The organism is Gilliamella sp. B2772, from assembly GCF_026536985.1.
In the GTDB taxonomy this organism is placed as follows: domain Bacteria; phylum Pseudomonadota; class Gammaproteobacteria; order Enterobacterales; family Orbaceae; genus Gilliamella; species Gilliamella apicola_E.
This window is the reverse complement of record NZ_JAFNNB010000001.1, coordinates 668,507-684,749: the sequence shown is the minus strand read 5'-3', so window position 1 is coordinate 684,749 and position 16,243 is coordinate 668,507. Positions and strand designations below refer to the sequence as shown.

The following is a 16,243-nucleotide window of genomic DNA, read 5'->3' as shown; positions in this document are numbered from 1 at the left end:
CTAAATTCCACTTCAGAACTATTTAATGATCAACATCATTAATTCTAAATGCTAAGATAAAATTTTTCAGGATCAATAATTATAATTATTAAAGTTTTGTAAACGCTATATTTTTAATTAAAACAATGGTTAGTTATTTTTTAATCATATTTTTTCATGATCATCTTTACGAAAGTTAACGATCTAAAGTAAAAAAAGTATTGCACCTGTTTTTTTCAGTCACTATACTTTTTACATAATTTTAGCGGGATAGCTAAAACAATAATCAGAAAAATAGTAAATAAATCATAAATATACTTGACAGGATTGTCGCAGATGTTCTATAATTTTCAACAGGCAACAGGCAACAGGCAACATGGCCAACCTCTAATTTAAATTCGCTAAAGTTAAGCACTCAATCTTCTTTTTTTACAAAAGTTCATTTTTTCGCCAGATTCAGCGAAATTTCCAAAATTTTCGCGCGTTCCTTTTTAGGATCATTTCAACGATCCTTTTATCGATCTAATTTATCGCAGCCGATCTTTTTAGGGTTGTTTTTTTTGATCCCTTTTTCAAGTCATGCATTAACCTCTAAAACAACTAATATTATTCATGGCAGTGCGCCGTATTTAACCTTCGATGGAGGTCGTACACGCGTAGTTAACACTGACGATCTACTAGGGATATCCTTATCAGATGGAACGCAATATACACCATCAACGAATACTTCATCCAAAACGCCAATAGAGTTACCTGATGTAGGTCAGAGTTTTGCTGATATTAATATGTTAGTGCCACCTAATACTGATTCAATCACATTGAGTAAGCTCATTGAATCCCCTTATAATTATTGGGGTGATGATGATGGTGATGATGATATTACAGCTACGGGTAGTCTACATTTATCTATCGTGGATAGAAACAAACAAGCTGTATCACGTGACACGGTGTTAACGATTTGTAATGCGCCTTATCAGGTTAAATTAAGCAGTACAAAAGGCACATTAACTACACGTTATGGCGTTCCTCAAAGTCGTACTTTTAGTGAAAGTAAAGTCACTTATTATGTAAGCCCTAAGGCGGTACCGGTGGTCTGCTTTGCAAAACCTGAATTGGATGATGGTTTTGATGAATATGCCGGCCCAGCTTCGATATGGAACCCTAATAAAGGTTTCCTCCCTCAGTCTTTTGAGTCGTCATCTTATGGTTTAAATTTCCCTACAACCGGTGCTAATAATCTGTACTTTGATTTAAATATTCGTGGTATTAATGAGGCATTGTCCTGGGCACCTGTTTCGCATGGTGGTATTACCGCGACGATGACCAATTCCAAACGTACAAGCGTGCGCGTTACCTTAACCGGTCCTGTTGCCAGTTCATCCCAATGGGCATCTAATTCCCCTGGTAGTATTGCTATACCTACTTTACCTCAGATTTTCGAGTTAATTGGACGAGACAGTCAAGGTAATGAAGTCGTTAAGTATGGATTTGAGTTAAAACAGTGGTTCGTCAATCGAGGTACCAGCTATTACGATTATTCAAATACATTATCTTGGTGTAATAGCCTTGGTTATCGGATGCCTAAGGTTAAAGATTTAACTAATGCATCTTGTCAGGGTGCGGATTCTTCTCCCAATTTGTGTCAAGGGGTAGTTGGTGCGACGCCTCCGTCACTGAATAATCACTATCAGCGTCGAATTGGTGCCGGGCTGTTTACGGAATGGGGCGATACGACCACTTACGCCAGAGCTAATTTCATCAATCATTGGTACGGGACTAGTGACCTCTATGATAGTAGTAAACAATCTGTATTTTTTGTCGTGAGCGCTGTCGATGGCATGGTTGTTAATTCGAATGCTGGAGGCACAGGTATTTGTGTGTCACCTTAGTTACGTTAATGAGTAAGCATAGAAAAATATATAAATTAGAATATTAATCAGCAAGGATGCCAACTATGCATTATAATTTCAAACATGGACAAAACAGGCCAATTTATCATTTAAATTCATTTAATTTAAGCATTCAACGCTTATTTTTCAATTTCAGTTTATTCATCCACGAAAATTTAAGAACGCTTCGTCGTTCATTGCGAAGTGCTTTTCAATGCTTATTTCGTGGTTCCAAATTATCCCGGCAAATCTTTTTAGTGTTAATGGTGGTTACTTTTCATCCTTTTCCTGGCCATGCATTAACATCTAAAACATCAAATGTTGTTAATGGTAATGTTCCGTATTTAACATTTGATGGCGGTCGCACACGTGCAACTAATACCGCGGGTTTGCTAGGGATTACTTTATCAAATGGAATGAGATATACACCGTCAACGAATAATTCATTAAATTTTCCAATTGTACTACCGATAGTAGGCCAAAGCTTTCATTTTCAGCGACGAATTAGTATCGGGCTATTTGCGGGATGGGGCGATGTGACATCTGACTCCAATGTTAATTCCATCAATCATTGGTACGGGATTAGTGACCTCTATGATAGTAGTAAACAATCTGTATTTTTCATCGTGAGCGCTGTCGATGGCAATTGGAAAAGGACTACTGGTGGAGGCACAAGGCTTTGCGTTTCGTCTTAGTTTTTATTGCTTCTTTTCTTTTTATACATAAATGTTAATGAGTTAGTGTGAAAATATATATAAATCATGATATTAATCATAATATTAATTAGCAAGGATGCCAGCTATGCATTATAATTTCAAACAAATACAGTACAGGTCAATTTATCATTTAAATTCATTTAATTTTAGCATTCAACGCTTATTTCGTGGTTTCAAATTATCCCTGCAAATCTTTTGTGGATTGAGCATTTTGATCTCTTTTTCAAGCAATGCATTGATCGCTAAAACCCAAAATGAAATTAATGGTCATGCACCATATTTAACTTTCGACGGAGGTCAAACTGAGGCGGTTGACGCTAGTGATCTGCTCTGGATTACTTTATCCAATGGTGTTAAATACACGCCTTTAACTAATATCTCATCCCCTTCTGTACCAATCGTGTTGCCTGTTGAAGGGCAAAGTTTTGCGGATATTAACATGTTGGTTCCAACTAACAATAGCGGTAATTACTTCGATATTGAAGGTCTTATTGGTTCATCTTATGATTATTTTAAGGATAATGATGGAGATGAAGTCAAGGGTATTAGAGGAAGTATATGGTTATCTCTCTTTGATAGAAAGGGTGCTTATTTATCGCGCAATACAGTGCTAAATATTTGTGATGCACCTTATAAGATTACGTTAAGTAGTTATAATATCCAATTGTATACTCGTTATGGTATTCCTAATAAAAGTAAAATTTATAGTGATAGTAGTGTGAATTATTACATTAGTCCTAAGTCTCCGCCTGTGGTTTGTTTGGTGAGCCCTCAAACGACTTTCGATGTAGTATCAACTGCTGCTCCCGATACGATGTGGATCTCAGGCAAAGGTTTTCTTCCTCAGTCAACTGATCCATCACGTTATGGTTTAAACTTTCCTACCACTGGTATGAACAATATCTACTTTGACTTAACTATTAATGGAGTTTATCAGGCGTTGTCCTGGTCTCCTGTTTCTCAGGGTGGTATCACTGCAACTATGAGCAATTCTACAGCCAACAGTGTACACGTTACTTTAACTGGTCCTTTTGCAACTGAATCCCAAAAAAACTCAACCAAGCCTGGTCGTATTCTCACACCTTCTTTGCCTCAGACCTTCGAGTTAGTTGGAAGAGATAGTAGAGGTAATGCAGTCCTTAAATATGGATTTACGTTAAAGCAGTGGTTCATCCATCGTAATAATAAAGATTACACTTATCCTAAAAGTTTATCTTGGTGTAATCGTATTGGTTATCGGCTTGCAAAAGTAAAAGATTTAACAAATGCAACTCGTCCAGATCGTCCAGGTGTATACATACCTAGTGCTACACCTCATTCACCTTATAGGGGGTACATGCGTCATATTGGTGGTGGCTTTCTCGCGGAGTGGGGCGATGTGCATCATTACACAGGAATTGACACATTCGGCAGCTATGATTTGTGGACTAGCGATCAGTATGGTAACGAACAGTTTATCGTGCGTACACTTAGTGGTGAAGTTGATTGGATAGGTCAAACGGGTTACCCAATCTATGGGCTTTGCGTCTCCCATTAGTTCTTATTTCTTCGTGCTTAATCCTTAGGCCTAGGATTGGAGTATTAAGTTATTAAAAGTAAGCTAATAATCAACGTTGCTGAGCCATAAAAAGCGATTTTGTGGCTTAGCGACGCTACAATTACCCGCCTAGGCGGGTTTATTTTTGCGGTGTTTTATCGTAAAAAAAGTTGAGGAGCGGGTTTTTTGAAACCTTGATATTATTCGGCAAATTTATTTTTATGATCATAACGATTGTAATGAATATCATCACTAATTAAATAATTATAGATATCATCAACTATCTCTATGCCATTTTTTAAGTAATCGGCTTCACGTTTTTTGCTTCTTTCGCCTGGAAAGAAGATTTCACTATTGCCTTTGGCTGGTTTGGTTTGTTTTAGTTGGTCAAGCATAGCTGACATGGTTTGTTTAAAGATTTCGAGTCCAACAAAGTATTGTGGGTTGATCACAATATGCAGATGACCAAGGTTGCGCCCTTGGGATAAATCCGCATACATTGATGAAACGTTTTTACCAAATGGTAAGCCAAGTAATATGCCTGAAAGTACATCGACCATCATCATTAGTCCATAACCTTTGGCATCGGCTATTGGTAGTAGGGCGTTTACTTTGTGGGGATCGGTTGTTGGTTCACCATGTTCATCAACCGCCCATGTTGGGGGAATGGAGGCGCCTTTTGATCTGGCGTATAAGACTTTTCCCCAAGCTTGGACAGTGGTTGCCATGTCAAATGAGACAATCCTTTCGTCGTTCGTTGGTGCTGCAAATGCGATTGGGTTGGTTCCAAAAAATTCTTCCGCGCCACCATATGGAACCGCCATTGGGTCAGATTGGCACATGGATATGGCGACTAAGTTTTGTTTAGCTGCCATTTCGGTAAAGTAACAAAGCGAGCCACTATGTGACATTCGACGAATTCCGACTACAGCAACGCCATTTTTCTTCGCCATTTCTATGGCTTTGTCCATACCAACTTTAGCGGCAACTAATCCGCATCCGTTATCAAAATCTAATATTGCTGATGATGGACCGGTTTCTTTATAGGTGACATTGGGGGAGTGAGTCATGCCTCCTTTTGCAATGCGTTCAGCATAATATTCAACTCGTACGGCGCCATGCGAGTGGATGCCTCGTGCATCGGCAAATGCAAGCGTATCGGCAGCAATATCGGCGTGCTCTTGAGTTAATCCAGCTTTATGTAGTTTTTTGGCAATTAAGTTGTGTAGTGTTTGTCTGTCTAGTCTCATTTTATCACTCCTATCCATGATCGCTATTTGGTGATGATAGTGCCTTTTGTTTGTGCTAATAGCGATTCGATATCTGTTAAGTTGCCAATATAGGCGGTATTGCCAGTTTGTTCGACAAATTCAATAACGGATTTGATTTTTGGTCCCATAGCACCATCATCGATTGCCATTGGTTGTATTCGTTTGGTATCAACCTTGCCTAGAGCGGTTTGCTCAGGTGTGCCCCAGTTTTCATATACGGCGTCAGTATCGGTTAATATCATTAAGTGGTCAGCCTTTAGTTCGATTGCCAGTTGGGCGGCGCTATGATCTTTGTCGATAACCGCCTCGATACCTTTATAACCCGATTTGTCTTTTATTACGGGAATTCCACCCCCACCATTGCAGATGACGATGGTATCTTGGTTAATTAGCTCTTTGATGGTATTAAGTTCGATAATTTTTTTCGGTTTTGGGGATGCAACAACGCGTCTTAGGTATTTGCCATCTTGTTTAAATTGCCAACCATATTGGGCTTGTAGTTTTTGTTGTTCTTCAGGTTGATATACCGGACCTATAAATTTGGTTGGATCTTTGAATGATGGGTCGTTGCTGTCAACTTCGACTTGTGTTAATACGCAGGTAACTTGGTTGACATATTGCTGTAAGCTTCGCTGTATCATATACCCTAACATGCCTTGTGTTTGAGCAACAAGGACATCGAGCGGGTAGGCGGGTACGCTTGGGTAGCTGGCATTTTGTAGAGCAAGTAATCCAACTTGTGGTCCATTGCCGTGAACAATAACAAGTCGATATTTATTGGCTAATTTGGCAATAAATTGGGTCGTGCTGTTGATGTTTTGGTATTGGTTGTCAATAGAGAGTAATTCATTTCGTTTTGAAATCGCATTACCACCTAATGCAATAACTATTAGTTCCATACGGTGTCCTTTATTTTTGTTTAGATGTCCACATCCCGATGACAATCTTTTGAGTAGATATAACTCAGTGGTTGTTGGCCAACAGCGTAACACGCTTGTAGCGCATAGGCTCCCATAAAGATGTAGTCGTCTTTTTTAACCGGTATCCACTGGTTATCAAGTAGGTACATACCTTCACCACTAAGTAAGTAGGCGCCGTGTTCTTGTACATGGGTTTCGATATAGCCATGACTTGCACCCGGTAGGAAGGTAAGAATATGGAAGTTCATATCAAAACCGAGTTCTTTGGGGAGAAGGTCTTGAATAAATACGTTATCCATATTTTCATAATTCATGCGTTCTAGTTGTTGAATATGATTGGCAATCACACGTGTTTGATAACCTGAAATAGGGTTGTAGCGACGTTTGTACAGAAATAAACGTGATGAAGCAGTCATATTTTGTAAATAGAGTTTAACCCCAGCGGGGCAGTAGATGTAGCCACCAGTTTGTAAACGGTGTGATTGGTCATTGGCTTTTGCATTGACGTCACCTTCTATCACATAGGCAAATACTTCAATATCATCATCCCCAAATCCTTGTAAGTTTTGACCGCCTTGGTGCATGGTGACAAGGTAATCGACAAAGGATGCTCCTAGTTTAGGTGTGGCTAAGATGGTGATGTCACAATTTTCAAAACCGGGAATGATATTTTTAACTAAGCCATCAGGCGGTATTAAGGCAAAATTATGACGTTTGATTATCGCGCGGGACGCTAATAGGTCTTTTGGGTAGCCGATGTTGTTATTGATATATCCCATAATGATCTCCTTGGAACATATGCTTTAGATTTAGGCAAGGTTTGCCGTGAGTACTACTTTTTTCGACTATTTATCAAATATCGATAAATAGTCGATGCTTTTGCGTGAATCAGTTGGTTATGTGTTTACGCAAATTAATTAAAAAGAATAATGCTGTTGCAATAACTAAGATTGCAATAGCTACATAGAACCCCGTAATTTTGGTCCCTGTTATATCCGCTAATAATCCAGTTAATGGTGGTGCTATTACTGATGAACTCATGCCAAAGAAGTTAAATACACCAAATGCTGTTCCGTAACTGCTTTTTGGGGCAATGTCAGCCACGTGAGATATTAGAATCGGTTCAACAACAAACTTGCCAAATAATCCATAGAGGATTAATCCCATCAGTAATAAGGTGATGGTGGATGATTGGACTGCCATAAATAGTGTTCCGGCTGAAAGCAGTTCTAATACGATAATAAAAAATAGTCGTTTAGCACGAAATTTATCCGAGATTTTACTGATGACAAGTGCGCCAGGAATAGCGGCGAATGCGACTAAAGATGATGCAGAGCCAATGCTTCCGCCAGTAAAGCCTCGTTCAGTTTCAAGAAAGTTGGGTAACCAGCTTACCACCATGTAATAGCCATAGCATGTTGCAAAGTACATAATGTAACAAGCAACCATTGGGCTACTAAAAAAGTTATGTTTTTCTTTCGGCGCCGTTTCCGTTTTCTGTTTTTGAGTGATGACGCTTTTAATCGATGGCTCTTTAATGATAATTGCAAATCCAGCAATTAAGCAGAGTGTTAGAGCCGCAATAATATAGAGCATATATTGCCATGGCATATCCAACGCTTTAACTAAGAAGCTGGTGGATAATAAGCAAATACCCATACCTAACGCCGCGCCAGTATTGATAATGGCAGAGGCGAAGCTACGATTTTCAGCTGGAATATTTTCGGCTGATAGTGACCAAGCCGAACCATAGTAAGAGCCACAACCAAGACCTGCCAGTAAGCTACCAATATAGATCATCATCATTGAGTGTGCATTACCAATCATGATAGCGGCAATAGTAAAGAGTATGAAGCCAGGAATCACCACGGCTTTTTTACCATATTTGTCAACTAAGATCCCAGCTGGAATTTGCATTAAGGTGTAGGAAAAAAAGTAACAGCTAGCAATTAAGCCCAGCTCAGTATTTGATTGTGGTCCTACAGTTTGTTGAATTTCAGGAAAAATCGCTGCTAATACGGGGCGATAAATCCACATCACTAACCAACCGAGGAATAATAAAGCGACGATTTTATGCCAGTACTGTATGCCACCTTTTTTTTCTGTCATTTTAATTCCTTATTATTCTTGATAAGCCAATTGGTAAAGGGCATAAGTTAATGCTTTTATTCCTTCAACTAAGTCTTCAGTTTTGGTATCTTCAGCAGGGTTGTGGCTGATGCCTTTGATGCTTGGTACAAATAACATGGCGGTCGGTACTCGTGGTGCAAAAATTTGTGAGTCGTGACCAGCACCACTATGCATTACGCGATAACTTAGTTTTTCTTGGTTGCAGATGTTTTCGAGCATTTTTATAAGTTTGTCATCCATTGGAATTGGGGCTTCATCCATCCAACGATTTATTTCGATCTCAAGGCCCAGTTCTTTGGCGATGCGGATCATGTCAGCTTCAATCTCTTCGGTAAAGCTTTTGAGTTCTTCTTGGTTAGTGTGACGACAATCTATTGTGAACATCACTTCCCCCGGAACGACATTAACCACATTGGGTTTGGGTTCAACATGACCAAAGGTTAATACTAATGGATCACCCACTTTAATTGCTTTGTTAATGGATTCGTTGCAAATTCGGCTAAAAGCGTAGATTGCATCTTTACGGTAACTCATTGGTGTGGTGCCCGCATGATTTGCTTCACCCATTAAGCGGATGTTGTAACGACGTTGTCCAACGATGCTGGTTACAATCCCTATGCTTTTTTCTTCCCGCTCAAGTACGCCTCCTTGTTCAATATGTAGCTCTAAAAAGGCTTTGATATCGGTGCGTGCTTTTTGGGTGTTAAATTTAAATCCGCAGTTGTTCATTGCATCGACAAATTTAATGCCATTGTTGTCTTCGATATCGGCAACATCATCATTGTTGGCGATGGCAAATACGTTTTTGCTTCCCCAAAAGACATAAGGAAAGCGACTGCCTTCTTCTTCTGCCATGGAGATAAGTTCTAAGGTGCGTAATGGTTGGCCGTAGTTCTCTTTTAGGTATTTCATGGCAAGCATAGCTGCAATGATGCCAAGCTGGCCGTCAAGTTTTCCACCATTAACAACGGTATCAACATGCGAGCCAGACATGATGACTTGTTCTTTATATTTACTGCCTTCAAATCGACCATATAAGTTACCAATATCATCAAAATAGGTATTCATGCCAATTTGTGAGAGTTTTTCTTTAATTGCATTTTGGGCAGTAAGCCATTGTTCAGTATAAAGTAATCGAGTTGTTCCGCCTTGTTCTAAACCACCAAAGCTCGATATCCATTTAACTGCATTAGCAACATCATCATATAAAATATTCATAAATATTTACCTGCTATTTAAAACTCCATCATCGTTAACATTTTGCTTTTAATGTTAACCGCACATATCGTGTCGATACTACGGATCATTTTAAATGTTTTTTTTGTTTACCATACTATTAATATCAAATAATAATGTGATCAAACTAGCTTTTTTATATTTGTGAAATTTAATTAAATTAAGTAGTTATTATTATAAAAAATTTTTTAACAATCTTTTATGATACTGATTTTAAATAATATTATATTTTTGATATCGTTAATGTTTTGTGATGTATAACCTGCTTATTGTTTATTTTTTCCGTAATATATAAATATAATCTAACTATTAGATTTTTTTAATGAGCTTAATGAGGTTCAAAGTTAACAGTATTTATCCTATTTGAGGGGCCTATTCTCATGATTCAATCTTTTATAAAAAAGGGAAGCTTTCAAGATTCTGTTAGTTTGATGTTGATATCAAAAAAACTGAGTAATCTTGATGAGGTTGATGAAGTATCTGTCATGATGGGTACTCCTGCCAATAAATCTTTATTAACCGCAACAGGTTTTTGGAGTGATAGTTTTAATGATGCAACGCCAAATGATATTTGTGTTGCGATTAAAACCAAAGATGACTCTAATGATGTTGTCGAGTTGATTAGTCAACAACTTGAGGATGCACTAAAAAATATCGCTCAAGCTCAGCAAGGTGGTGCAAAACTACTTAAAGCAAGGCGTTTAGCCAGCGCAACGAAAAAATTACCTGATGCTAATTTAGTGTTAATTTCGATTGCTGGGGAGTACGCCGCTGAGTTAGCTGATCAAGCTTTAGATGATAATAAGAATGTGATGATTTTTTCTGATAATGTATCAATCGAAGATGAAATCCGTTTAAAAACTAAAGCGTCTAAAAAAGATTTAATTGTGATGGGCCCCGATTGTGGGACGGCCTTTATCGCGGGTGCACCCTTAGCGTTTTCTAATGTTATTCCTAAAGGGAATATTGGGGTAATTGGGGCGTCTGGTACGGGTATTCAAGAAGTGGTTTCACAAATCGCTCTATTGAATCAAGGTATTACGCAAGCTATCGGTTTGGGTGGGCGTGATTTGTCGCTTGAAGTCGGGGGGATTAGTGCTCTTACTGCCTTAAATATGCTCGCTGCCGATGCTGATACACAAGTGATTACCTTTATTTCTAAACCGCCAGCAGACAGTGTGCGGGAAAAAGTGATTTCAGCCATGAAGTTAATCCCTAAACCGGTGGTGGCTTTATTTTTGGGCTCGAAAATCGATAAACCTCAAGACGATAATATCTATTTTGCACGAACATTAGATGAAGCAGCTCGATTAGCCTGTTTATTAAGTCCAGTTGAAGCGACAGCGAATAAGTTGCCTAATTTAGCCAATAAAACGATTACAGGGTTATATACTGGCGGTACCTTAGCTTCAGAAGCGGCGATGTTGCTTGCTCAGGAACTAAATCTCACTACCAGTCATCATCATGATAAAGGAATTATGTTAGATCAACAGGGTCATAAAATTATTGATTTAGGTGATGATTTTTACACTGTAGGTAAACCTCATCCGATGATTGATCCTTCTATTCGCGAAGATAAAATCGCTCAGCTTGGTGAAAATCACGACGTAGGTGTATTACTTGTTGATTTAGTTATTGGCTATGGCGCAAATGCCAATCCGGCAGAGTCAGTTATTTCAGGTTATCAAAAAGCCTGTGCTAAACGAGGTGATAATCATCCATTGATAGCTATCGCAACCGTGACTGGTTCAGAGCAAGATCCGCAATGTCGTAGTAAGCAAATTGAAGCGTTAGAATCAGCGAATATTGTTGTAATGAATAATTTACCGGAAGCTATTTTGTTAGCTAAAAAACTGATTACACCGGTTAAATCAAATAATTTCATTAAACCATATCCTTTATTAAGCCATATTAGTGTGATTAATGCTGGTTTAAGAAGTTTTGCTGAAGATCTTCAATCATCGAATATTCCTGTTGTGCATTATCAATGGGCGCCAATAGCCGGCGGTAATAAAAAATTAGCGGCTATTTTGCAAAAATTAAATTAAGAGGTTTTGATATGTTACGTACTGCAATAAATGAAGCAAACCAAAAAATTATTGAACGAATTAAAGCTGCTAGACCTCATTGGGTAGGCGTTATATCCGCTAAAGAAGCTGTACCAACCTTGGCGCAAGGTAAAAAATTACTTCACGCTGGACCACCAATTGTTTGGCATGATATGACTGGGCCAATGCAAGGTGCTTGTATTGGTGCTTGCTTGTTTGAAGGCTGGGCTCAAGATGAGAAGCAAGCTTTGCATTTGTTAGAGTCAGGCCAAGTTGAATTTATCCCTTGCCATTCTGTTAATGCAGTTGGTCCAATGGGAGGAATTACGTCAGCCAATATGCCAATGATTGTGGTTGAAAACATTACCCATGGTAATCGTGCTTACTGCAATTTAAATGAAGGTATTGGTAAAGTGATGCGTTTTGGTGCTTATGGTCAGGAGGTTTTAGACCGTCATCGTTGGATGAAAGAGTCGTTAGGGCCAGCCTTGAATGATGCATTAAAACTGTTTGATAATGGTATCGATTTAACCGCTTTGATGGCACAAGCTATTACAATGGGTGATGAATTCCATCAACGTAATATTGCTGCTTCAGCATTATTATTAAGAACGCTTTCACCAAAATTAATTTTACTTGATCGTAGTAAAGCGGAAATGGAGAAAATCTTTAGCTTTTTAAGCGTGACAGATCAGTTCTTCTTAAATGTTGCTATGGCATTTTGTAAATCAATTATGGATAGCGCAGCGCAAATTAAAGAGGGATCTATTGTTACAGCAATGACGCGTAATGGTAAAGAATTTGGTATTAAAGTCAGTGGTCTTGGCGATCAGTGGTTTACCGCGCCAGTTAATACTCCACAAGGCCTATTCTTTACTGGTTATTCACAAAAAGATGCAAACCCAGATATAGGTGATAGTGCTATTACTGAAACCTTTGGTATAGGTGGGGCAGCTATGGTTGCAGCACCAGGGGTAACTCGCTTTGTTGGTGCCGGTGGCACAGATGTTGCATATGAAGTATCTGAAGAGATGAGTGAAATCTATTTAGAACATAATATGTTATTCCAAATTCCTACATGGAATTTCCAAGGATGCTGTTTAGGCTTAGATCTTCGTTTAGTTGTCGAAACCGGGATCACGCCATTAATTAATACTGGTATTGCCCATAAACAAGCAGGAGTGGGCCAAATTGGTGCAGGTACAGTTAGAGCACCGTTAGCTTGTTTTGAAAAAGCACTCGAGGCATTAGCAAAAAAATTAGAAATATAGGCTATGAGTTTGATGTATGTAGATGATGAATGCTTAAATAAGTCGCTAAATAATCAGCGACTTACTATCCCCGCTTTTGATTATTTGCAAGAGCGTGGTTTGTCGCAAGCATCTCATATTATCAAACCACTTTTAGTTAGTGCGGATGTTCCAATAAAAGCGGGTGAGTTGTCGCTCTTTAGTACTCATCAGCAAACGATTAATTTAATCAATGATGATCAGCAATTAATTACTATACATCGTTATAACAGCGGTTTGTCGCCCATGGGCATTGTACTTAAATCGTCTGATTTTGATTATGTTTTGTCGTTAGTTAGTGATTTATCTATTTATCAATCGGCAACGGGTGATTTGCAAGTTGGGATTTTTTTAATTTCACTTGATACGCATGTTTGTCAATTAAATGTAAAAAAACATTCATTAGTTAATAAATCACAAATTGCTAATCTATTGAAAGAGATAGAAAATCCTACCGGCTTATTTGGTAAATTAAGCGACAATTTATCGGGTCAATATCAACTCGAATTATTATGTAATACCATGACTAATTTGATGAATGGTAAAGCAGATGATATTACGCCGTTTATTGGCTTAGGACCGGGTTTAACGCCAAGTTTTGATGATATTATCGTGGGGATGTTGGCGGTTATCTCAAGCGATTGCCGTTTTGACAATCAAATTCGACAGCTTAAATTCGCCTTTGAACGTTTGTCATTACATTTGTTAACCACAACTGTTAGTGCTAGTTTTTTGACTTATGCACTGCAAGGTAAATTTTCGTTGTTGGTGCTACAAGTGATTAATTCATTTGCACAACATAAATATCACCATTCATCAATAAAAAATTTATCGAATTATGGTCACACCTCTGGATCCGATCTCTTACTTGGTATATGGTTAGGTATTGATCGTTTTGTTTTAAGGGATTAAATCGTGCTAGATACAGAAACCATGCGGACCTTTATTAAAGTAGTTGAGAGCAATAGCTTTTCAAAAGCGGCTAAGCTACTTTACAAAACACCAGCAGCAATTAGTTATCGTATTAAATCATTGGAAGCTGATCTTAATACTCAACTTTTTGAACGAACCACACGGACTGTGACACTAACGCTGGCAGGGCAACATCTTTATGAGCAATGTAGCCAATGGTTGCTTTGGTTATCAACCATGCCTGATGAGTTACAACAGATTCGTGATGGTGTTGAGCGAAAAATTAATATTACCATCAATAATCTGCTCTATGATGTTGAGGCGATAGCCGATTTGTTGACGTTTTTAAAAGAGAAATTCCCTTTTACTACTTTCAATATAAATCGACAAGTTTATATGGGAGTGTGGGATTCGTTATTGCATGGTGAGTGCCATTTAGCGATTGGCGCAACAGGCACTGAATCGCTTGATACGATGATCAATATATTACCTCTTGGTGAAGTAAGTTGGGTGTTTGTGGCAGCCAAAAATCATCCGATCACCCAAATTGATGGGGCGTTATCTAATGATACTTTACGTAAGTATCCGGCAATTAATGTTGAAGATACCTCTGTGCATATGAATAAACGAGTGGCTTGGTTATTACCAAGTCAATCTGAGATTATTGTGCCAAATATTACCACTAAGTTGGCTTGCCATTTAAGAGGATTAGGTATTGGTTTTTTACCCAAATCAATCTGCCAATCTTATTTGGATTCAGGTGAATTGATTGCCTGTAAAGTGGTTAATGAACGTAAGCCATCGCCATTGTCATTAGCATGGAAAAAATCGCATATGGGCAAAGTGATGAATGAAATTGTTAATCTGTTTAAGTTTCATCATCCCATTGCTAATAATTTTTTGAAAAATATAGATAAGAGAAGATGAGTTAGTGTAATCTTCAAACAATTAACTCGATATTAATAAAGGAAAAAATAATGTTAGACCTAAATAAGTATGACCAAATTAATCCGCCTACGCGACTATTAATGGGACCAGGTCCAATCAATGCTGATCCTCGTGTCACTAGAGCGATGGCTGCACCTTTAATTGGTCAGTTTGACCCAGTGATGACTGATTATATGAATCAGACTATGTCACTTTATCGAGATATTTTTAAAACCAAAAATGAACAAACTTTTGTTATTGATGGTACTGCAAGAGCCGGTATTGAAGCCGTTCTTGTGTCAACAATTAAACCGGGTGACAAGGTGTTAGTACCCGTATTTGGTCGTTTTGGTTTATTGCTTTGTGAAATTGCCCACCGTTGTCGTGCTGATGTGCATACTATTGAAGTGCCATGGGGCGAAGTTTTTGATCCTAATGTTATTGAAGATGCTATCAAAAAAGTCAAACCCAAACTATTACTTTGCGTGCAAGGTGACACTTCAACCACATTATTGCAACCATTGGATAAAATTGGTGAAATTTGTCGTCGTCATGGTGTGTTGTCTTATGTCGATGCAACTGCTTCGATTGTGGGTAACCCACTTGAAGTTGATAAATGGCAACTTGATGGTGTTTCAGTAAGTTTACAAAAATGTTTAAGTGGACCTCCAGGTGTTGCTCCTCTTACTTTAAGTCCAAAAATGGTCGAAATTATTCAAGCTCGTAAATGTGTTGAACTGGGTATTCGTGCTGAAAATGATGCGGGTGGTCGAGATGAGATGATCTATTCTAACTATTTTGATATCGATATGATTATCCGTTACTGGAGTTCTGAACGTATCAACCACCACACTGAAGCGACTTCAATGCTTTATGCTGCACGCGAATGTGCTCGAATTGTGTTACAAGAAGGTTTAGATAACGTGATTGAGCGTCATCGCGTTAATGGGGCTGCAATGGTTGCTGGTTTACAAGCTATGGGACTTGAGTTGTTTGGCGATCTCGATCATAAAATGAATAATGTCGTTGGTGTAGTTCGTCCGGAACATATTAATGACCTTGAAGTTCGTAATTTAATGTTAAATGATTTTGGTATTGAAATCGGTGCTTCATTCGGTCCGCTTAAAGGTAATGTATGGCGTATTGGTACTATGGGCTATAATGCTAGAAAATCTTGTGTCATGCAAACATTAACCGCGTTTGAAGCTGTGTTAAATCGAGTTGGTTTTAAAACAGTACAAGGGGCTGGTTTACAAGCTGCCTGGAACGTTTATAACAGCTAATAATAAAATAATAATAAAAGTTCACTGAAGTGAGCGGAATTATACCCATTGGATTTTTGAGCTTTTAATTTAGAACGAAGTAATTTGTTGGTCACATTGTCAACAA

13 protein-coding genes are annotated in these 16,243 nt (G+C 38.3%); 8 read left to right on the top strand and 5 right to left on the bottom strand.

Annotated elements, in window-relative coordinates; translation table 11 throughout:
- Positions 1–539: 539 nt before the first annotated feature.
- The 3 genes from J3T98_RS03250 (at position 540) to J3T98_RS03240 (ending at position 4,121) form a co-directional block, all read left to right on the top strand.
- The gene (locus J3T98_RS03250) at positions 540–1,868 is read left to right on the top strand and encodes a hypothetical protein (protein WP_267362142.1); all 1,329 of its coding nucleotides are present in this window, start codon (positions 540–542) and stop codon (positions 1,866–1,868) included.
- Between the two features lie 65 nt (positions 1,869–1,933).
- On the top strand, positions 1,934–2,563 hold the full coding sequence (locus J3T98_RS03245; protein WP_267362141.1) for a hypothetical protein: 630 nt from the start codon (positions 1,934–1,936) through the stop codon (positions 2,561–2,563).
- A gap of 106 nt (positions 2,564–2,669) precedes the next feature.
- Positions 2,670–4,121 carry a hypothetical protein gene (locus tag J3T98_RS03240; RefSeq protein ID WP_267362140.1) on the top strand — a complete coding sequence of 484 codons (1,452 nt, stop codon included), beginning with the start codon at positions 2,670–2,672 and terminating at the stop codon, positions 4,119–4,121.
- A 200-nt stretch (positions 4,122–4,321) separates the two neighbouring features.
- Here J3T98_RS03240 and allD read toward each other — a convergent pair whose 3' ends face one another.
- From allD to allC, 5 genes are all read right to left on the bottom strand, one after another.
- Complete coding sequence (allD, locus tag J3T98_RS03235; protein ID WP_065562620.1) at positions 4,322–5,371, bottom strand: ureidoglycolate dehydrogenase; 1,050 nt, start codon at positions 5,369–5,371, stop codon at positions 4,322–4,324.
- A gap of 23 nt (positions 5,372–5,394) precedes the next feature.
- A complete protein-coding gene (locus J3T98_RS03230; protein ID WP_267338750.1) occupies positions 5,395–6,291 on the bottom strand; it encodes a carbamate kinase in 897 nt (298 codons plus the stop codon).
- Between the two features lie 20 nt (positions 6,292–6,311).
- Entirely contained in the window at positions 6,312–7,091 is a 780-nt protein-coding gene (gene allE / locus J3T98_RS03225) for a (S)-ureidoglycine aminohydrolase (protein ID WP_220225963.1), read from the bottom strand.
- Between the two features lie 109 nt (positions 7,092–7,200).
- Positions 7,201–8,421, bottom strand: coding sequence for an MFS transporter (locus tag J3T98_RS03220; protein WP_267362139.1), 1,221 nt, complete (start codon positions 8,419–8,421; stop codon positions 7,201–7,203).
- A gap of 12 nt (positions 8,422–8,433) precedes the next feature.
- Positions 8,434–9,660: an allantoate deiminase gene (gene allC, locus J3T98_RS03215; RefSeq protein ID WP_267362138.1), complete on the bottom strand. Its 1,227-nt coding sequence runs from the start codon at positions 9,658–9,660 to the stop codon at positions 8,434–8,436.
- Positions 9,661–10,058: 398 nt separating this feature from the next.
- Here allC and fdrA point away from each other — a divergent pair, with 398 nt between their 5' ends.
- The 5 genes from fdrA to J3T98_RS03190 are packed head-to-tail and all read left to right on the top strand — an operon-like array spanning position 10,059 to position 16,137.
- Positions 10,059–11,726, top strand: a complete 1,668-nt coding sequence (fdrA, locus tag J3T98_RS03210; protein WP_267362137.1) for an acyl-CoA synthetase FdrA — start codon at positions 10,059–10,061, stop codon at positions 11,724–11,726.
- A gap of 11 nt (positions 11,727–11,737) precedes the next feature.
- Positions 11,738–12,997 carry a DUF1116 domain-containing protein gene (locus J3T98_RS03205; RefSeq protein ID WP_267330732.1) on the top strand — a complete coding sequence of 420 codons (1,260 nt, stop codon included), beginning with the start codon at positions 11,738–11,740 and terminating at the stop codon, positions 12,995–12,997.
- Positions 12,998–13,000: 3 nt separating this feature from the next.
- Positions 13,001–13,927, top strand: coding sequence for a DUF2877 domain-containing protein (locus tag J3T98_RS03200; protein ID WP_267362136.1), 927 nt, complete (start codon positions 13,001–13,003; stop codon positions 13,925–13,927).
- Positions 13,928–13,930: 3 nt separating this feature from the next.
- Positions 13,931–14,854, top strand: a complete 924-nt coding sequence (gene allS, locus J3T98_RS03195; RefSeq protein WP_267362135.1) for an HTH-type transcriptional activator AllS — start codon at positions 13,931–13,933, stop codon at positions 14,852–14,854.
- Between the two features lie 50 nt (positions 14,855–14,904).
- Positions 14,905–16,137 (top strand): pyridoxal-phosphate-dependent aminotransferase family protein, encoded by a 1,233-nt coding sequence (locus J3T98_RS03190; RefSeq protein WP_267362134.1) that lies wholly within the window; start codon positions 14,905–14,907, stop codon positions 16,135–16,137.
- The last annotated feature ends 106 nt before the right edge of the window (positions 16,138–16,243 follow it).